Annotated in this window: 17 protein-coding genes and 1 riboswitch; of the genes, 6 read left to right on the forward strand and 11 right to left on the reverse strand. The window is 65.1% G+C overall.

All coding sequences use genetic code 11. From position 1 onward, the window contains the following. Positions 1-14: 14 nt before the first annotated feature. From glyQ to GCT13_RS04015, 8 genes are all read right to left on the reverse strand, one after another. Positions 15-1,022, reverse strand: a complete 1,008-nt coding sequence (gene glyQ, locus GCT13_RS03980; protein ID WP_152755460.1) for a glycine--tRNA ligase subunit alpha — start codon at positions 1,020-1,022, stop codon at positions 15-17. Positions 1,023-1,263: 241 nt separating this feature from the next. After that, on the reverse strand, positions 1,264-2,985 hold the full coding sequence (gene lnt / locus GCT13_RS03985; RefSeq protein WP_152755461.1) for an apolipoprotein N-acyltransferase: 1,722 nt from the start codon (positions 2,983-2,985) through the stop codon (positions 1,264-1,266). A 35-nt stretch (positions 2,986-3,020) separates the two neighbouring features. Beyond that, positions 3,021-3,917, reverse strand: a complete 897-nt coding sequence (locus GCT13_RS03990) for an HlyC/CorC family transporter (protein WP_152755462.1) — start codon at positions 3,915-3,917, stop codon at positions 3,021-3,023. A gap of 292 nt (positions 3,918-4,209) precedes the next feature. Next, positions 4,210-4,863 (reverse strand): gamma-glutamylcyclotransferase, encoded by a 654-nt coding sequence (locus GCT13_RS03995; protein WP_321574176.1) that lies wholly within the window; start codon positions 4,861-4,863, stop codon positions 4,210-4,212. A 100-nt stretch (positions 4,864-4,963) separates the two neighbouring features. Further along, positions 4,964-5,425: an rRNA maturation RNase YbeY gene (gene ybeY, locus GCT13_RS04000; protein ID WP_152755463.1), complete on the reverse strand. Its 462-nt coding sequence runs from the start codon at positions 5,423-5,425 to the stop codon at positions 4,964-4,966. A 30-nt stretch (positions 5,426-5,455) separates the two neighbouring features. After that, complete coding sequence (locus GCT13_RS04005) at positions 5,456-6,544, reverse strand: PhoH family protein (RefSeq protein ID WP_152755464.1); 1,089 nt, start codon at positions 6,542-6,544, stop codon at positions 5,456-5,458. 33 nt (positions 6,545-6,577) lie between these two features. Continuing rightward, on the reverse strand, positions 6,578-7,960 hold the full coding sequence (miaB, locus tag GCT13_RS04010; protein ID WP_152755465.1) for a tRNA (N6-isopentenyl adenosine(37)-C2)-methylthiotransferase MiaB: 1,383 nt from the start codon (positions 7,958-7,960) through the stop codon (positions 6,578-6,580). 337 nt (positions 7,961-8,297) lie between these two features. After that, the gene (locus GCT13_RS04015; RefSeq protein ID WP_152755466.1) at positions 8,298-9,248 is read right to left on the reverse strand and encodes a LysR family transcriptional regulator; all 951 of its coding nucleotides are present in this window, start codon (positions 9,246-9,248) and stop codon (positions 8,298-8,300) included. Positions 9,249-9,363: 115 nt separating this feature from the next. Between GCT13_RS04015 and GCT13_RS04020 the strand changes: the two genes are divergently transcribed. The 4 genes from GCT13_RS04020 to ribB all read left to right on the forward strand — a co-directional run bounded on the left by GCT13_RS04020 (position 9,364) and on the right by ribB (position 13,189). Then, positions 9,364-9,774, forward strand: coding sequence for a VOC family protein (locus GCT13_RS04020; RefSeq protein ID WP_152755467.1), 411 nt, complete (start codon positions 9,364-9,366; stop codon positions 9,772-9,774). A gap of 20 nt (positions 9,775-9,794) precedes the next feature. Continuing rightward, a complete protein-coding gene (locus GCT13_RS04025) occupies positions 9,795-10,973 on the forward strand; it encodes an MFS transporter (RefSeq protein ID WP_152755468.1) in 1,179 nt (392 codons plus the stop codon). Positions 10,974-11,286: 313 nt separating this feature from the next. Continuing rightward, positions 11,287-12,036, forward strand: a complete 750-nt coding sequence (locus GCT13_RS04030) for a helix-turn-helix domain-containing protein (RefSeq protein ID WP_152755469.1) — start codon at positions 11,287-11,289, stop codon at positions 12,034-12,036. A gap of 75 nt (positions 12,037-12,111) precedes the next feature. Continuing rightward, positions 12,112-12,283: riboswitch (FMN riboswitch) on the forward strand. A gap of 168 nt (positions 12,284-12,451) precedes the next feature. Next, positions 12,452-13,189: a 3,4-dihydroxy-2-butanone-4-phosphate synthase gene (gene ribB / locus GCT13_RS04035; protein WP_152755470.1), complete on the forward strand. Its 738-nt coding sequence runs from the start codon at positions 12,452-12,454 to the stop codon at positions 13,187-13,189. Between the two features lie 109 nt (positions 13,190-13,298). Here ribB and GCT13_RS04040 read toward each other — a convergent pair whose 3' ends face one another. The 3 genes from GCT13_RS04040 to glpD form a co-directional block, all read right to left on the reverse strand. Then, positions 13,299-13,985 (reverse strand): HAD family hydrolase, encoded by a 687-nt coding sequence (locus GCT13_RS04040; protein ID WP_152755471.1) that lies wholly within the window; start codon positions 13,983-13,985, stop codon positions 13,299-13,301. Between the two features lie 161 nt (positions 13,986-14,146). Further along, positions 14,147-15,646, reverse strand: coding sequence for a glycerol kinase GlpK (gene glpK, locus GCT13_RS04045; protein WP_152755643.1), 1,500 nt, complete (start codon positions 15,644-15,646; stop codon positions 14,147-14,149). Positions 15,647-15,784: 138 nt separating this feature from the next. Beyond that, positions 15,785-17,305, reverse strand: a complete 1,521-nt coding sequence (gene glpD, locus GCT13_RS04050) for a glycerol-3-phosphate dehydrogenase (RefSeq protein ID WP_152755644.1) — start codon at positions 17,303-17,305, stop codon at positions 15,785-15,787. Between the two features lie 35 nt (positions 17,306-17,340). Here glpD and GCT13_RS04055 point away from each other — a divergent pair, with 35 nt between their 5' ends. Together GCT13_RS04055 and GCT13_RS04060 are read left to right on the forward strand one after the other, a co-directional pair. After that, positions 17,341-17,529 (forward strand): hypothetical protein, encoded by a 189-nt coding sequence (locus tag GCT13_RS04055; protein WP_152755472.1) that lies wholly within the window; start codon positions 17,341-17,343, stop codon positions 17,527-17,529. A 5-nt stretch (positions 17,530-17,534) separates the two neighbouring features. Continuing rightward, on the forward strand, positions 17,535-17,924 hold the full coding sequence (locus tag GCT13_RS04060) for a hypothetical protein (RefSeq protein ID WP_152755473.1): 390 nt from the start codon (positions 17,535-17,537) through the stop codon (positions 17,922-17,924). The last annotated feature ends 37 nt before the right edge of the window (positions 17,925-17,961 follow it).

A 17,961-nucleotide genomic window follows, 5' to 3' on the forward strand; every position in this document is an offset into this window, starting at 1 on the left:
TCTTCTTGGTCTCGTCATTCCTGATCGATCTTGCGTTCGACTTTGAGCGGCGGCGCCCATGCGGGCAGCGCGGCGTCCTGTTCGTCGGTGGTGAGGCCGGGCACGCCGTGCACGGGATTGCCGAGCATCGGGAAGCCGAGCTTTTCGCGCGAGTCGTAATACGCTTGCGCGACGAGGCGCGACAGCGCGCGAATGCGGCCGATATACGCCGCGCGCTCCGTCACCGAGATCGCGCCGCGCGCGTCGAGCAGGTTGAATGTGTGAGCGGCCTTCAGCACGAGCTCGTAAGCGGGTAACGCGAGCGGCACTTCGATCATGCGCTTCGCTTCGGCTTCGTAGCTGTTGAAGAACGTGAACAGCAGATCGGTGTTCGCCTGCTCGAAGTTGTACGTCGACTGTTCGACCTCGTTCTGGTGATACACGTCGCCGTACGTGAGGCGACGCAGCTCGGGGCCATTCGGGCCATCTTCTTCCCACTCGGTCCAGATGAGGTCATAGACGTTCTCGACCTTCTGCAGATACATCGCGAGGCGTTCGAGACCGTAGGTGATTTCGCCGAGCACCGGCTTGCAGTCGAGGCCGCCCACCTGCTGGAAGTACGTGAACTGCGTCACTTCCATGCCGTTGAGCCACACTTCCCAGCCGAGACCCCATGCGCCGAGCGTCGGATTTTCCCAGTCGTCCTCGACGAAGCGCACGTCGTTCTGCTTCAGGTCGAAGCCGAGTGCTTCGAGAGAGCCGAGGTACAGGTCGAGGATATTTTCCGGCGCGGGCTTCAGTACCACCTGATACTGGTAGTAGTGCTGCAGGCGGTTCGGATTCTCGCCGTAGCGGCCGTCTTTCGGGCGGCGCGACGGCTGGACGTACGCGGCGCGCCACGGCTCGGGGCCGATCGCGCGCAGGAACGTATGGACGTGGGACGTGCCCGCGCCGACTTCCATGTCGATCGGCTGGAGCAGCGCGCAACCCTGCTTGTCCCAATAGGATTGCAGCGTCAGGATGATTTGCTGAAACGTGAGCATGAAGAGCCTTGAAGGTGCCTTTCAGGCAGGACGCGGATGCCGTGCGGCTGGCGTGACGCGATGACCTTGCTGGCCGTCGATCAATCAGCCGGCCGGTTGCGCGGCCCAGTGCTGTAAAACCCTGAATTTTACCGGATTGCCGGTGGCTTGAGACTTTCCGGGGCCTGGTGATTGCCTGGTGACTCAACGGGGGCGCGCCGTTGTGCTTATTGTCGTTGCGCCGCCCGTTGTTTCGAGCCTGTCAGGCGTCGCGATTGAGCTTTGCGTTGTCGCTCGCGCCGTTTTTACCGTTCTTGCCGTTCGACCGGTCGCGGCCCGGACCGAACGCAAAACCGAACGCGAGGAACAGCAGCGACGCCGCGAGCACCGTGTTGTTGCCGCTCGTCACGTACGGCGTCTTGCCGGTGGTGCCCTGAACGACGGCCTCGATCGAGCCTTCCGTGAACGTCGGCAGCCGCGCGATCACGTTGCCGCGCGCGTCGATGGCGGCCGTCGCGCCCGTGTTCGTCGCGCGCAGCATCGGGCGGCCCGTTTCGAGCGAGCGCATGCGTGCGATCTGCAGGTGCTGATCGAGCGCGATCGTGTTGCCGAACCACGCGAGATTCGTCGAGTTGACGAGCACGCCCGCGGGCGTGTCGCTCTCGCGCACCGTGCGCGCGATTTCCTCGCCGAAGATGTCCTCGTAGCAGATATCGACGGCGATGGGCTGGTTGTGCACGACGAACGGCTTTTGCACGGGCGCGCCGCGCGCAAAATCGCCGAGGGGAATGCTCATCAGGCTCACGAACCAGCGAAAGCCCCACGGCACGAACTCGCCGAACGGCACGAGATGATGCTTGTCGTAGCGGTACACGCCCGCCTCGCCGGGCGTGATGCCGAACAGGCTGTTCGTGTAATCGACGACGTGGCCCTCCGCCGTGATCGTGCCGCCGATCGCGCCGAACAGGATCGACGTATTCGTCGAATCCGCGAAACGGCGCACGGCCACCGCGAACGACTCGGGAATGGCCTGCGCGAGCACGGGAATCGCGGTTTCCGGCGTGACGACGAGATCGGCGGGCTTCGCGGTGATCATCCGTTCGTATTCGTCGATGGCCGCCTTCACGCCCGACTCTTCGAACTTCATGTCCTGCTTCACGTTGCCTTGCAGCAGGCGCACGGTCAGCGGCGCGTTCGCGGGCGTCGTCCACGAGACGAGCGGCAGCAGCAGGCCCGCTGCGATCAGCGCGACGGCGATCGCGGCGGGCGTGACGACGCGGGCGGTACGTGGCGAAGCCTTCGCATCGCCGTTCGACGCCGCGCGCGAGCGCAGCACGGCCTGCGCGATCAGCGCGGCGGCGAGCGCCATCACCCAGCCGACGCCGTACACGCCCGCAACGGGCGCGAATCCGGCAAACGGCCCGTCGACCTGCGCATAGCCGCTCGCGAGCCACGGAAAGCCGGTGAACACCGTGCCGCGCAGCCATTCGCCGATGGCCCACGCGCTCGCGAAAGCGAACGCGCCGTGCCAGGTCGGCGAAAACGGCTGGAGGTCGGCGAGCTTGCCGTTGCGCGCGTGTCCCGCGCAGAACGACCAGATGCCCGCGGCGATCGCCGGATAGACGGCCAGATACATCGAGAACAGCACGAGCGCTGTGCCCGCGAGCGGCGCGGCCATTCCGCCGTAGAAGTGCATGCTCACGTACAGCCACCACACGCCCGTCACGTAGTTGCCGAAGCCGAACGCGAAGCCTGTGAGGGCGGCGCTCCTCCAGCCCGTCGTGCGTGTGACCCACGCGAAGAAGAAAGCGAAGATCGCCAGTTCGAGCCAGCCGCCATGCGGCGTCGGCGCGAACGACAGCGTGTTGAGCGCGCCGACGGCGGCGGCCGTGAGGTAGTGCCACCACGGCAGCACCCGTGCGCCTCTATCGGCTGCGTCGGGTGTCACGCCGCGGCGCAGACGGGAAGTGATCGGGTCGGCCATTGTTGCGTGGTCGGCTTGATTAAAACCAGGGGGAATCAGGTTTGCACGTGCTGGGCGTCGCGTTCGCGCTGCCCGGCGAGCGGATCGCGGCGCACGAGCAGCATGTGGATCTGCCGTGCATCGGCGCGCAGCACTTCGAAGATCAGGTCGTCGAGCTTCACCTTCTCGCCGCGATGCGGCACGCGTCCGAAATGGTGCGTGACGAGTCCGCCGATCGTGTCGACTTCCTCGTCGGAGAAGTGCGTGCCGAACTCTTCGTTGAACTGCTCGATCTCAGTCAGCGCGCGCACGCGGAAGCGGCCGTCCGGCGACGCGATGATGTTGCCGCTTTCCTCGTCGAAATCGTATTCGTCCTCAATGTCGCCGACGATCTGCTCCAGCACATCCTCGATCGTGATGACGCCCGCGACGCCGCCGTATTCGTCGACGACGATCGCGATGTGGTTGCGGTTCACGCGGAAGTCGTGCAGCAGCACGTTCAGTCGCTTCGACTCGGGGATGAACACGGCGGGGCGCAGCATGCCGCGCACGTCGGCTTCGTCTTCGGCGTAGTAGCGCAGCAGGTCTTTCGCGAGCAGCACGCCGATCACGTTGTCGCGGTTGCCCTCGTACACCGGGTAGCGCGAGTGCGCCTTTTCCAGCATGTACGGGATGAATTCGTCGGGGGAGTCCGCGATGTTGATCGCGTCCATTTGCGCGCGCGGAATCATGATGTCGCGTGCGCAGAGCTCGGAAACCTGGAACACGCCTTCGATCATCGACAGCGAATCGGCGTCGATCAGATTGCGCTCATGCGCGTCCTGCAGGATTTCGAGGAGTTCGCCGCGAGAATCGGGCTCGGGCGAGATGAAATCGGTCAATCGCTCAAGGAGCGAGCGTTTTTCTTGGGGTTTGTCGCTGGTATGGCGTCGACTGGGATACGTGCCGTTCATGGTGGTGCGCCCCGAAAAGCCGGGCGCGCTGTTGCAGAGCGTTAAGGATACACCACGCTCATGGCAGGACCGTGTCCCGGCGCACGAGGCGGTGCAAAGCGCAGTTCCCGGCGCGCGGTTGTTGCCGTTTGATGGCAAAGACGTCCGGCGGGATGACGCTCGCTTTTATCCTAACTGATATCGGAGCGCCGGGGGCGTATGGTCAAAATTGCCGCCGCTTCCTTTCGGCGAGCTTTGTATGCCCGCTAGTCCGACGCGCGTCGACGCATTTCCACGCGCGGCGGCGCAGCGCTCACTTGCGGCAGCGCGCAAGCAGCGCCTCGAGTGCGCGATCGGGCATGCCGCTTTCGCGCAGCGCTTCGACGGTGCGGCTCACGTAGTCGAGCGTCGTGCCGTAGCGGCCTGACGCGCAGCCGAGCACCGTTCTCACCACTTCGTCGGAAAGCTTGCCCGTGTACGACGGAACGTCGCGACGCATCACGAACGCGAGCGCTTCGATGCGCCGTCCGTCGCCGAGCATGCACGGCAGCCACGCGGGACGGTACGAGCCCATCGCCATTTCGCGGCGCCATAGCGCTTCGAGATGCGGCATTGCGCCTTCCGCCGTGAGCCGGAACGCGATGCCGCTGCACGAGCCGCCGCGATCTAGCGCGAGCACGAGGCCGGGCTGCTCCGGCGTGCCGCGATTGACCCGCGACCACAGATACAGCCCGCGATGATAGCCGTGCACGCGCGAGCGCATCGCCTCGACGGTCGGCAGGCCGGGGTTCCAGATCAGCGAGCCGTAGCCGAAGAGCCACAGGTCGCGCTTGCCGTCCCAGCCGCGCAGCGAGCAATCGAGCGACGCGCGCAGCTCGTCGTCCGTCAGCAGGCGCGACTCGCCGAGCGACGGCGGATAGCCGGGGCAGGGCTGGAGCGGCGTCGGTGAGGAAAGGGGCTGGCTCACGTTGGTTTCGATCGATGAGCGGCTGGACTAAAGTTCGGAGCCTGCGATCTGCGGGACGGGGCGGCGATGCCGGCTCTGTCGCCTGGTGCTGCGTCGAGCGTCATTCGTACGGATCGGGGAAGCCGAGCTTGCCGAGCACTTCGGTTTCGATCGCTTCCATTTCTTCGGCTTCGTCCTCTTGCTCGTGGTCGTAGCCCTGGGCGTGCAGCGTGCCGTGGACGAGCAGATGTGCGTAGTGCGCCTCGAGCGGCTTGCCCTGTTCGTTCGCTTCTTTCTCGACGACGGGGCAGCACAGGATCAGGTCGCCTGTCACGGGATCGTCCTCCGATTCCGCGTACGCGAAGGTCAGCACGTTGGTCGCGTAGTCCTTGCCGCGATATGTGCGGTTCAGTGTGCGGCCTTCGTCCGAATCGACGAAACGCACGGTCAGCTCGGCGTCGGCGAAAAGCGCGGCCTTGATCCACGCGGCGACGGTTGCCTTGGGCAACAGCGCCTTGTGCTCGGGCCACGCTTTTCCAGCGGGAAATTGCAGGTTCAGCGACAGTTTCGGGGCGCGGCTCATGCGGGGTTCTTGGTACCGGTCATGTCCGTGTCACCGGGCGGCGCCGGGCGCGTCGGCCGCACTCGCTTCTCTCTGCGAGTGCGCGTCGTACGCCTCGACGATCCGCGCGACGAGGGGATGCCGCACCACGTCTGCGCTCGTGAAGCGCGTGAGCGCGATGCCGCGCACGTTCGCGAGCACCTGTTGCGCTTCGATCAGCCCGCTCTTGTGGCCGCGCGGCAAGTCGACCTGCGTCGTATCGCCCGTGACGACCGCCTTCGAGCCGAAGCCGATACGCGTGAGGAACATCTTCATCTGCTCGGGCGTCGTGTTCTGCGCTTCGTCGAGAATGATGAACGCGTGATTGAGCGTGCGGCCGCGCATGTACGCGAGCGGCGCGATTTCGATCATCTGGCGCTCGAACATCTTCGCGGTCTTGTCGAAGCCGAGCAGATCGTAAAGCGCGTCATAAAGCGGACGCAGATACGGATCGACTTTCTGCGCCAGATCGCCGGGCAGGAAGCCGAGCCGCTCGCCCGCTTCGACGGCGGGGCGCGTCAGCACGATGCGCTTGACCTGATCGCGCTCCAGCGAATCGACGGCGCAAGCGACGGCGAGGTAAGTCTTGCCCGTGCCCGCCGGGCCGACGCCGAACGTCACGTCGTGCGAGACGATCTGCTTCAGATACTCGCGCTGCGCGGGCGTGCGGCCGCGCAGGTCGGCTCGCCGCGTGTACAGCTTCGGGCCGAGTTCTTCAACTTCGTCGTCGTCTTCATGCGCCGGTTCGTCGAACGGATGATCGGGGTCGCCGCGAAAACGCGTATCGAGTTCTTCCGTGTCACCGTTCCCGCCGTTCGGGCGCCCGTTGTTGCCCGGATGACGCGCTTCGACGAGCGCGAGCTGGATATCGTCGACGGAGAGCGGATCGCGCGCGCTGTTGTAGAAGTTTTCGAGCGCATTGAGCGCGACTTTCGCGCCGCGCCCGCGAATGCTGATGCGGTGTCCGCGGCGTTGCAGCGTGACGTCGAGTGCCTGTTCGATCTGCCTCAGGTTCTCGTCGAGGGGGCCGCAGAGGTTGGCGAGCCGCGCGTTATCGTCGCGCGGCGCAGTGAATTCCAGATGTTGCTGAGTGGTCTTCAAGGCTGATATTCGATCCTGTCGGTGCGCTACGGCTTAATGAGTGGCGGGCGCCGTGTCGTGAACCATCACGAGTTCGCCGCGCAGCGAGTGCGGATAGGCATGCACGATCTTCACGTCGATCATCTGGCCGATCAGGCGCGCATGCGATTCCAGCGGCGCGGGGAAGTTCACGACGCGGTTGTTCTCGGTGCGGCCCGCGAGCTCGTTCGGGTCCTTGCGCGCCGGGCGCTCGACCAGAATGCGCTCGACCTTGCCGACCATCGCCGCGCTGATACGCTGCACGTTTTCTTCGATGGTCGCCTGCAGGTGCTGCAAGCGACGCAGCTTCACTTCGCGCGGCGTGTCGTCGTGCAGGTTCGCGGCGGGCGTGCCGGGACGCGGGCTGTAGATGAACGAGAAGCTCGTGTCGTAGCTCATGTCGTGCACGAGCTGCATCATCTTGTCGAAGTCTTCTTCCGTCTCGCCGGGGAAGCCGACGATCATGTCCGTCGACAGCGACAGGTCCGGGCGGATCGCGCGCAGCCGGCGGATCACAGACTTGTATTCGAGCACGGTGTAGCCGCGCTTCATCGCCATCAGGATGCGGTCGGAGCCGTGCTGCACGGGCAGATGCAGATGGTTCACGAGCTTCGGCACCTTCGCGTAGGTGTCGATCAGGCGCTGCGTGAATTCCTTCGGATGCGACGTCGTATAGCGAATCCGTTCGATGCCCGGAATCTCCGCGACGTATTCGATCAGCGTCGCGAAGTCGGCGATTTCATTCGAGCCGGGCGTCGTCGCGCCACCGAATTTTCCACGGTAAGCGTTCACGTTCTGGCCGAGCAGCGTCACTTCGCGCACGCCCTGATCGGCGAGGCCGGCGATTTCCGTCAGCACGTCGTCGAGCGGACGCGACACTTCCTCGCCGCGCGTGTACGGCACGACGCAATAGCTGCAGTACTTGCTGCAGCCTTCCATGATTGATACGAACGCGCTCGGCCCTTCGACGCGCGCGGGCGGCAGGTGATCGAACTTCTCGATTTCCGGGAACGTGATGTCGACTTGCGGACGGCCGCTCGCGCGGCGCTGGTCGATCATCTGTGGCAGACGGTGCAAAGTTTGCGGACCGAACACGAGGTCGACGTACGGCGCGCGGGAGACGATCGACGCGCCTTCCTGGCTCGCCACGCAGCCGCCGACGCCGATCAGCAGATTCGGGTTTGCTTCTTTAAGTTCGCGCACGCGGCCGAGATCGGAGAAGACTTTCTCCTGCGCCTTTTCGCGCACCGAGCATGTGTTGAACAGAATGACGTCGGCGTCTTCGGGGTTGTCGGTCTTGACGAGGCCTTCAGCCGCGCCGAGTACGTCGACCATCTTGTCGGAGTCGTACTCGTTCATCTGGCAGCCAAAGGTCTTTACATAAACTTTCTTGGTCATCGAGTGTTCGCCGGTCGCAGTGGTTAACCTGGGGGCGTCAATAAAAGGTGAAGAGACAAAAACGCGCGGCGCCCGGGCGCGCGAGAATCGGGGCCTGGCCAGCCCAAAGCGCGTTTTTACAGCGTAGTCCAACATTATAGCCCTTTGCCGCGTGGGGCTTTGGCGGCGTGCCGCCGTGGTCGCTACGCGTCCGGGGGCGCGTCGGCCGATGGTTTTCGCATCCGTGCAGGCGTTTTTCGCGCGCCGCGTACCGCCGTGGTCGCTACGCGTCCGGGGGCGCGTCGGCCGATGGTTTTCGCATCCGTGCAGGCGTTTTTCGCGCGCCACGTGCGGATGTTCACTCGCTGTCCGACGGGCGCGGCAGGCCGAATTGCGCTTCCAGTTCGCCCGTCACCGTCGCGAAACGGCCGGCGAGAAAATCGAGCAGCACGCGCACGCGCGGCGCCATGAAACGGTTGCGGTGATACAGCGCGTGCAGCGGCGCATCGGGGTAGCGCCAGTCGGGCAACAGCACGCGCAGGCCGTCGCTTTTCAGGTCCGCTTCGACGTCCCACATCGACTTGATCACGATGCCGTAGCCGCGCAGCGCCCATTCGCGGGCGACGGCGCCGTCGTTGGTTTCGCGCGCCGATTCGAGCGGAACCGTGTAGGTGACGGTTTCGATGCCGCGCGTGAAGCGCCATTCGTTGACGGGCCCCGACGCCGTGCCGAGCACGATGCAGTCGAAGCGCGCCAGATCGAGCGGATCTTTCGGCTCGCCGCGCCGCGCGATGTATTCCGGCGACGCGCACAGCACGCGCGGATTCGGCGCCAGCCGGCGCGCGACGAGCGAGCTGTCCTGCGGCACGCCGAAGCGGATCGCGAGATCGATGTCTTCCTGGACCAGATTCGACAGCGAGTCGGACAGCGTCAGCGCGAACGTGACGTCCGGGTAAAGCACGTTGAATTCGTCGAGCCAGTGCATCAGCAGATTGCGGCCGAAATCGGACGTCGCGGAAATGCGCACCTTGCCGCGCACCGCATTCTGGCCCTCCTGCAACGCGGCTTCGGCGTCGTCGAGCGCGCGCAGCGCCTGCTGGCAGCAATTCAGATAGAGGCGGCCCTCGTCGGTGAGACGCAGTTGCCGCGTCGTGCGCTCGAAAAGCCGCGCCTTCAGTCCGCCTTCGAGCTTCGCGAGGCGCGCGCTGGCGGCTGCCGGCGTCAAGCCGAGCTTGCGGCCCGCCGCCGACAGGCTGCCCAGCTGCGCCGCTTCGACGAAGAGGCGAATATCGCCCAGATTGTCGGTCATTATTCAGAATCGTTTGAAAATCCTTCAAATGGTACGCCAATTATCAAAAATGCGCTGTGCGCGGACAATCCGACGCTGAAAAACGCGAAATCCGCGTTTACCCGGAGTCCGCATCATGCATCTCGACCACGCGACGATCGTCACTCCTGATCTCGACGCCACACGGCAGTTCTTTGTCGATGTCGTCGGGCTGACGGAAGGGGCTCGGCCGCCGTTCGGCGTCGGCGGGTACTGGCTGTATGCCGACGGCCGCCCCGCGGATGGCCGCCCCGTGATCCATCTCGTCGATTCGACGCTGCCGCACCACTCGGGCCGCGCGAGTCCGCGTATCGACCACATCGCGTTCCGTCTCGACGGCAGCGACGAGTGGCATGCGCTGCTCGCGCGGCTGGAGGCGGCGGGCGTCGCGTATCAGACCGCCGATGTGCCGCTCACGGGTGAAGTGCAACTGTTCGTCGCGCTGGCGTCCGCTGTCGTCATCGAATTCGTGACGGCGGCGCGCAATGTCCGGCGCGCGTCCTTCTGAATCGTCGTCTGGAGTCTCACATGCCTATCCCCTTGCTTGCGCTCGCGATCAGCGCATTCGCCATCGGCACGACGGAGTTCGTCATCATGGGCTTGCTGCCCGAAGTGGCGAAAGACCTGTCCGTGTCGCTTCCATCTGCCGGATTGCTCGTCAGCGGCTATGCGCTCGGCGTGGCCGTCGGCGCGCCGCTGCTCGCCGTCGTCACCAGCAAGTTGCCACGCAAGCTCGCGCTGCAGCTGCTGATGGGCGTGTTCATCGCCGGCAACGTGCTGTGCGCGATTGCATCCGACTATCCGATGCTGATGGTCGCGCGCGTCGTGACGTCGTTCGCGCACGGTTCGTTCTTCGGCATCGGCGCGGTGGTGGCCGCGTCGCTCGTGCTGCAGGAAAAGCGTGCGAGCGCGATCGCGCTGATGTTCACGGGACTCACGCTCGCGAACGTGCTCGGCGTGCCGTTCGGCACGTTCATCGGCCAGCAGTTCGGCTGGCGCGTCGCGTTCTGGATCGTCGCCGCGTTTGGCGTGCTGTCGTTTCTCGGCGTGACTGCGCTCGTGCCGAACCGTCACGATACGGGGCCGGCGGGGCTGGGTCACGAAGTGCGCGTGCTGAAAGAGCCGCAAGTGTGGCTCGCGCTGACGATGACGGTGCTCGGCTTCGGCGGCGTGTTCGTCGTGTTCACGTACATCGCGCCGATCCTCGAACAGGTGAGCGGCTTCACGCCGCACGGCGTCACGCTGATCCTCGTGCTGTTCGGCGTGGGTCTGACGGTCGGCAACACGATCGGCGGCAAGCTCGCGGACCGCTCGCTGATGCCGTCGCTGATGGGCATTCTGATCGCGCTCGCCGTCGTGATGGCCGTGTTTGCGCATACGAGCCACTCGCAGATCGCGGCCGCCGTCACCGTGTTCGTCTGGGGCATCGCGGCGTTTGCGACGGTGCCGCCGCTGCAGATGCGCGTCGTCGAGAAGGCGAAGGCTGCGCCGAATCTCGCGTCGACGCTCAACATCGGCGCGTTCAATGTCGGCAATGCGGGCGGCGCGTGGCTCGGCGGGCTCGCGATCGGTCATGGTTATGGGCTCGATGCGCTGCCGTATGTGGCGGCCATCGTCGCGCTCGCGGCGCTCGCCGTGACGTGGATCGCCGCGCGGATGGATGCGCCTGCGGCTGTCGTTGCGCGGGAAGTGCGCGAGCGGGCTTGAGCGGTACGTTGCAAGTCGATGCGCGGCCAAGATCGTGGCCGCGCTTTTGCATTGGCCGGTTGTTCGATTGCGCCGCGTTTGGGCGCATTCGATGAGCAACGCTTCTCGACGCGCAGGACGCGCCGCAAGCCATAAAGACGCGCCGGCTGCCGCCAGCGACACTTGCTGTTCGCATCGCACGCCAGCGCATAAGCGTCCTCTGCGATCGTGATAACAGTGTGAAGATAACTTCGTTGGGCGCGTGAAAGCCGGGTGCTAGGCTTGCCTCCATTCATGCTTGCTCCGCGTTGCCGCGGGGTGTCAGGAGGCAACCATGCAATCACCGCTTGCGCTCGTGCGCGACCGCGCATCCGACGGTTCCGGCAGTCATCACGGTCAAGACGATGTGCCGCACGCACATGATGAAGCACGCGCGTCGGAGTTCGATGCGCTCGAATATCGCGTCGGCGTGAATCTCGCGCGGCTGCGCGCCGAACGTCAGTTGTCGCTCGATGCATTGGCCCGCGCGTCAGGCGTTTCGCGCGCGATGCTCGCGCAGATCGAATCGGCGCGCAGCGTGCCGTCGATCAAGGTGCTGTGCAAGGTCGCGGCGGCGTTGAAGGTGTCGGTGGCGGCGTTCCTGCGCCAGCATGCCGTGAACGGCTTCGAGCACTTGCCCGCGGACAGCACCGCGCGCGTGGTGACATCGAATGGCCGATTCTGGACGCGCGCGCTGTATCCCGACGCCGAGCCGTCGACGGCCGAGTTCCACGAGTTGCGCATCGCGCCGCTGCACACCGAGCCGGGCACGCGCCGCGCGCCGGGGACGACGGTGAATCTCGTCGTCAGCGTGGGGACGATCGAGGTCAGCGTGCACGAGCGCCGCCAGTTGCTCGCGACGGGCGATTCGATCGTCTTCGATGCCGATCAGCCGCACAGCCTGCGCAATCCCGGCGACACGGAAGCGCGCGCGTTTCGCGTGACAGTGAACGCGGAGACGCCGCCGCGCTGGGAGGTCGCGAAAGAATCTGCGAAGGACGTCACGGAAGATGCGCCGCCCGCGCGCGCTCATTCCGAAGCGTGAACCATCCAGTACGGGCGGGCTGCACGCCGCGCACGGTTGTTGTATGCTCTGCGAGCCGGATCGTTCCGGCAATCAGTACGTCTTCAGGGCGGGGCGAAATTCCCCACCGGCGGTATGCAGGCGGCGCGCATCATCGCGCGCGAGTCTGCGAGCCCGCGAGCGCCTGCATCGTCGTTTCGTCGCAGGGTCAGCAGATCTGGTGAGAGGCCAGAGCCGACGGTCAAAGTCCGGATGGAAGAAGATGTGCAGATAGTCATCTGACTGTTCCTGCCTGCCGTGCTGCTCGTTGTCGCGAGCGGCGCGGGTGTGTCGTCCGTCGATGGATGGACGCGCGCTCGCGGCCCGCAGGGCGCGTTTGTCTGTTTGCAATGCCCTGAAACGTTTTTCGCCCACACTCTTGCGAGGAGCGTTTCACATGTCCGTTGTATCCCGGTCTGCTGCATCTGTCTGGCCCGCTTCGCCCATCGTCGCTGACGACGCCACGGCCGATCTCCCCCTGCTTGCCACCGAACCCGTTCCGCCGCGTATCGCCGCCGCGCTTGCCGCGCTGCGCGAAGGCCGCGCCGTCGTGCTTCAGGACGACCATGATCGCGAGAACGAAGCCGATCTGATCATTTCCGCCGAGCGGATGAGCGTCGAGATGATGGCGCTCTTCATCCGCGAATGCAGCGGCATCGTCTGCCTGTGCCTCACCGACGAGAGGGTGCGCGCGCTCGATCTGCCGCCGATGACGATTCACAACGAAAGCCGCAATACGACAGCGTTCACGGTATCGATCGAGGCGCGCGAGGGCGTGTCGACGGGCGTGTCGGCGGCCGACCGCATCACGACGATCCGCGCCGCGATCGCCGATCACGCGAAGCCTTCGGACATCGTGCGTCCGGGCCACGTGTATCCGCTGCGCGCGATGCCGGGCGGCGTGCTGGCGCGCCGCGGCCACACGGAAGGAACAGTCGATCTGGTGACGCTCGCCGGGCTGAAGCCCGCAGGCGTGCTGTGCGAACTGATGAACGCCGACGGCACGATGATGCGCGGCGCGGACGTCGAACGGTTCGCCGCAAAGCACGATATGCCGATGCTGACGATCGCGGAGCTGGTCGAGTTTCGCCGGGTGCTAGCGTCGGCGCGTGAACTGTGCGCCGACGAAGCGTGATACGGCGAAGCGTTCAGTCGAAGTGAAAAGGCCCGCGTGACGATACGCGGGCCTTTTTGTTCGAAGCGAGCGCGGCATTCGATCGCGTGCGACGGCGCCGTATCAGGCGCTACGACTGCACGTCGCCAAACTCTCCGCGCATGCCTGCATCGATCAGCGCGGGCAGTTCGTCCATGTGCTGCATGATCCGCGTGATGCCCATATTGCGCAGCACGTCGGCGTAACCATCGGGAATGTGGCTCGCGCCGACGAACGCAATCGTCTTCATGCCCGCCGCGCGCGCCGCGTTCAAGCCCGCGACGCTATCCTCGACGACGATGCAGCGCGACGGATCGACGCCGAGCTGTTGCGCGGCGAACAGGTACACGTCGGGGTAAGGCTTCGGGCGCGGGACCTGCTCGGCGCTGAACACGCGCGGCCCGAAAATCTCGGCGAGCCCGGCACGGCGCACCGATGCGCTGACGCGCGCCATATGGCTATTCGACACGACGGCGGCAGGCAGCGTCACGCGCTGCAACGCATCGCGCACGCCGCTGATCGCGGAAAGCGACGAAGCAAACTCCGCCTCGACGTTCGCCTCGACGGTTTGAAGAAAGTCGGCGGGCAGCACGATATCGAAGGCCGCTTCGACGCTCTTCAAAAAGCGCGAGGTCTGCTGGCCGAAAGCCGTCTTGCAGATCTCCTGGAAATCTAGCGCCGGAAACGCGGCGGCGAGCGTGTCGTGCATCACGCGGTCGGCGATGACTTCGCTGTCGACGAGCACGCCGTCGCAGTCGCAAATGAGATGATCGATCATGCGGAAAAACTGAAGGAAAGCGCAGCCCGCAAGCGTCGGCGTGCCGATGAAACGACACGCAGGGCGGGCTGAAAGCGACATGATACGTGGTTCGCAGCCTCACGCGTCAAGCGGTCATGCGGGCTAACGCAAGCACGCGTGCAAAAAGCGGCGGGGCCGCATCAGGTCGCATCGGCCCACGCTTTGGCGGCGCGGATCGCGCGCTGCCAACCGGCGAGGCAGGCTTTCGCTTCGTCGGCGGGCATCGATGGCGAGAAGCGGTGTTCGAGCTTCCACTGGCTTTGCAGTTCGGCGATGTCCTTCCAGTAGCCCGTAGCGAGACCGGCGAGATACGCGGCGCCGAGCGCCGTCGTTTCGCTGACCTGCGGACGCACGGTGTCGACGCCGAGAATATCGGCCTGGAACTGCATCAGCAGATTGTTCGCGCAAGCGCCGCCATCGACGCGCAGTTCGTCGATGTGAATGCCCGAATCCGCCTCCATCGCCTTCAGCACGTCGACGGATTGATACGCGATCGAATCGAGCGCCGCGCGCGCGATATGCGCGGACGTCGTGCCGCGTGTGACGCCGAACAGCGTGCCGCGAGCGCGCGCGTTCCAGTGCGGCGCGCCGAGACCCGCGAACGCGGGCACGAGATACACGCCGTCGGAATGCGGCACGCCGCGCGCAAGCGCTTCGACCTCCGACGCGCTGCGGATGACGCCAAGCCCGTCGCGCAGCCATTGCACGACAGCGCCCGCGATAAAGATGCTGCCTTCGAGCGCGTAGTTAACCTGATCGCCGATCTGCCAGGCGATCGTCGTCACGAGATTGTTCTTCGATTCGATCGGCTTCGTGCCCGTGTTCATCACGAGAAAGCAGCCGGTGCCGTAGGTGTTCTTCACCATCCCCGAGCGCGTGCACATCTGGCCGAAAAGGGCCGCGTGCTGATCGCCGGCGATGCCCGCGAGCGGAATCGTCGACGCGAACACGGTCGTTTTCGTCGGCCCGTACACCTCGGACGACGGACGCACTTCGGGCAGCATGCTGCGCGGAATGTCGAACGCGTCGAGCAGTTCGTCGTCCCATTGCAGCGTATGGATGTTGAAGAGCATCGTGCGCGAAGCGTTCGTCACGTCGGTGATATGCAGCCCGTGTTTCGTGAAATTCCACATGAGCCAGCTGTCGACCGTGCCGAACGCGAGCTTGCCTTGCTTCGCCTTTTCGCGCGCGCCTTCGACGTTGTCCAGAATCCAGCGGATCTTCGTCGCGGAGAAGTACGAATCGATGGGCAGGCCCGTCTTCGCGCGCACCATGTCTTCGAGGCCTTGCGCCTTCAACTGGTCGCAGAAGTCGGCGGTGCGCCGGTCCTGCCAGACGATCGCGTTGTAGACGGGATGTCCCGTTTCGCGATCCCAGACGATAGTCGTCTCGCGCTGGTTCGTGATGCCGATCGCGGCTATCGACGTGCCGTTCAGCCCGGTGCGTGTGACGGCCTCGGCGGCGACGCCTGCCTGCGTCGACCAGATTTCCTGCGGATCGTGCTCGACCCAGCCCGGACGCGGATAGATCTGCTGAAACTCCTTCTGCGCCACCGAGACGACGTTGCCGTTGCGGTCGAACAGCATCGCGCGCGAACTGGTGGTGCCCTGATCTAGCGCCAGGATGTACTGATCCTGCATTGTCTTCTCCATGCGTATCTTGTTGGACGGGCGCTGCATTGCGCCCGGGTCGCGCGAAAGCGACGTGCTTGCGCGGATTGTTGCATGCGACGTGGCGGCGCGCGCAAGCGCTTTCGATCGGCTGTGGACCGGCCTCGTTCAGGCGTGCTGCTTCGACGGCACGCGGGCGAACCATGCGTCGATTTCTCGCGTGACGCTGTCGAGCGCGCACGGCTCGACATGCAGCCCGAGCTTCGAGCGGCGCCACAGCACGTCGTGTGCCGTCGTCGCCCATTCCGTCTCGCGCAGATAGCGCAATTCCGCTTCATAAAGACCAGGCGCGAACCGCTGTCCAAGATCGGCGAGCGAACGCGCGGCACCCGTCACGCGTCCGGCACGCGTCCCGTATGCGCGCGCATAGCGGCGCGCGAGGTCGGCGGGAAGCCATGCGTGCTGCTGCTGGAACTGCGATGCGAAGCGCTCGAAATCGGCATCCGCGATATCGCCGCCAGGCAGCGGCGCGCGCGCGGTCCACGACGGTCTGACATCGCCCAGCGCGCGCGTGAGTTCGTCGACGGCTTCTTCCGCGAGTTTGCGAAACGTCGTGATCTTGCCGCCGAACACCGACAGCAGCGGCGCTTCGCCTGCAGGCGCGTCGAGTTCGAGCCGGTAGTCGCGCGTCACGGCCGACGGGTTGTCAGCGCTTTCGTCCTCGAGCAGCGGGCGCACGCCCGAGTACGTCCAGCACACGTCGCGCGGCGCGATGGGCTTCTTGAAGTAGCGATTGATCGAGTCGCACAGATACCGTGTTTCTTCTTCGGTGATAGCGACTTTCGATGGATCGCCACCGTACTCGAGATCGGTCGTGCCGATCAGCGTGAAGTCGCGCTCGTATGGGATTGCGAAGATGATGCGCTTGTCGGGGTTCTGAAAGATGTACGCGTGATCGTGGTCGAACAGGCGTCGCGTGACGATGTGGCTGCCTTTCACGAGCCGCACGCTGTAGTTCGCATTGCTGCCGCGCGACAGGGGACCGCGCAGCAGTTCGCCGACCCACGGCCCTGCCGCGTTCACAATCGAGCGCGCGCGCACCGTGATCGTCGATCCGTCGGCGCGCAAAAGTCGCGCATGCCATTCGCCGCTCGCGCCACTCGTTCTTTCGGCGCCGACGAGCTTCGTGCGCGTCAGGATCGTCGCGCCGCGTTCGCTCGCGTCGAGCGCGTTCAGCACGACGAGGCGCGCATCGTCGACCCAGCCGTCCGAATAGACGAAGCCGCGTCGGATCGAATCGACGAGCGGCCCGCCGGCCGGGTGCCGGCGCATGTCGATGCCGCGCGAGCCCGGCAACAGTTCGCGGCGCGCGAGGTGATCATAGAGAAAGAGTCCGGCGCGGATCAGCCATGCGGGACGCAGATCGGGCATATGCGGCATCACGAAGCGCAGCGGCCACATGATGTGCGGCGCCGCGCGCAGCAGCGTTTCGCGTTCCTGGAGCGCTTTGCGCACGAGGCCGAATTCGCGGTACTCGAGGTAGCGCAGGCCGCCGTGAATCAGCTTGGTGCTCGCCGATGACGTATGCGAGGCCAGATCGTCCTGCTCGCACAGGAGCACGGACAGGCCGCGCCCCGCCGCGTCGCGCGCGATGCCCGCGCCGTTGATCCCGCCGCCGATGACGAGCATGTCATAGATTAAATCGTGCGTCACCCGGAGCGCCCTTGACGAAGGAAAAAAGCTGGCGTGTTTTCGAAGCCAGAATGTTCGTTTTCGAAACTTTAATGAACGTATACGAAAAAGTAAAGTTCGACTCGACCCAGATCGGTGCGCGTTTTCGCACGCTGGTGGCGCGAATGCCGCGCCCGGACGATACTTTCGGCAACCAGCCAACTAGCGGTTTGATGAGGTGAATTTCATGCGTGGACTCTGGAAGACGGGTGCGGCGGCGCTGTCGATTGCAGTGACGCTCACGGCATGCGTCAGCACGCCGAGCCTGAGCGGGACGTTGGGCGCGCCTTCGTTCGCGGATCTTCAGGCGATGTGCGGCACGCAACGGGTCGATTACGGAAACGACGCGCAGTCTGTCTATGTGACCCTGTTCGATGCGTATGTGGCGAACAAGCGCGGCGGGCTGTCGAAGGCCGATTTCTGCGCGTTCCAGACGTCGATCGCGCAGCGCTATGCGTCACAGGGCGCGAGCAGCGATCCGCAGGCGCGCAATCAATGGGTGGAGTTTTTCAACGCGCAGCGCGTGAAGGCGCTGAGCTGGCGCGCGGCCGTCGATCCGACGCTGCGCAGCGGTTGAACGTGCAGTCAGCGCGCTGAGCGTGCATCAGAACGGA

Origin of the sequence: Paraburkholderia franconis (assembly GCF_009362735.1) — a bacterium.
Classification (GTDB): Bacteria; Pseudomonadota; Gammaproteobacteria; order Burkholderiales; family Burkholderiaceae; genus Paraburkholderia; species Paraburkholderia franconis.

What these genes read in the sequence shown, in the direction of transcription:
- glpD (WP_152755644.1), bottom strand. Translation starts at nt 17,305, where the DNA reads ATGCTCGTCATCGGCGGCGGGATCAACGGCGCGGGCATCGCGCGCGAC.
- GCT13_RS04040 (WP_152755471.1), bottom strand. Translation starts at nt 13,985, where the DNA reads ATGATCGATCATCTCATTTGCGACTGCGACGGCGTGCTCGTCGACAGC.
- glpK (WP_152755643.1), bottom strand. Translation starts at nt 15,646, where the DNA reads ATGCAGGATCAGTACATCCTGGCGCTAGATCAGGGCACCACCAGTTCG.
- ybeY (WP_152755463.1), bottom strand. Translation starts at nt 5,425, where the DNA reads ATGAGCCGCGCCCCGAAACTGTCGCTGAACCTGCAATTTCCCGCTGGA.
- miaB (WP_152755465.1), bottom strand. Translation starts at nt 7,960, where the DNA reads ATGACCAAGAAAGTTTATGTAAAGACCTTTGGCTGCCAGATGAACGAG.
- GCT13_RS04060 (WP_152755473.1), top strand. Translation starts at nt 17,535, where the DNA reads ATGCGTGGACTCTGGAAGACGGGTGCGGCGGCGCTGTCGATTGCAGTG.
- GCT13_RS04020 (WP_152755467.1), top strand. Translation starts at nt 9,364, where the DNA reads ATGCATCTCGACCACGCGACGATCGTCACTCCTGATCTCGACGCCACA.
- GCT13_RS04025 (WP_152755468.1), top strand. Translation starts at nt 9,795, where the DNA reads ATGCCTATCCCCTTGCTTGCGCTCGCGATCAGCGCATTCGCCATCGGC.
- GCT13_RS04015 (WP_152755466.1), bottom strand. Translation starts at nt 9,248, where the DNA reads ATGACCGACAATCTGGGCGATATTCGCCTCTTCGTCGAAGCGGCGCAG.
- GCT13_RS04030 (WP_152755469.1), top strand. Translation starts at nt 11,287, where the DNA reads ATGCAATCACCGCTTGCGCTCGTGCGCGACCGCGCATCCGACGGTTCC.
- ribB (WP_152755470.1), top strand. Translation starts at nt 12,452, where the DNA reads ATGTCCGTTGTATCCCGGTCTGCTGCATCTGTCTGGCCCGCTTCGCCC.
- GCT13_RS03990 (WP_152755462.1), bottom strand. Translation starts at nt 3,917, where the DNA reads ATGAACGGCACGTATCCCAGTCGACGCCATACCAGCGACAAACCCCAA.
- lnt (WP_152755461.1), bottom strand. Translation starts at nt 2,985, where the DNA reads ATGGCCGACCCGATCACTTCCCGTCTGCGCCGCGGCGTGACACCCGAC.
- glyQ (WP_152755460.1), bottom strand. Translation starts at nt 1,022, where the DNA reads ATGCTCACGTTTCAGCAAATCATCCTGACGCTGCAATCCTATTGGGAC.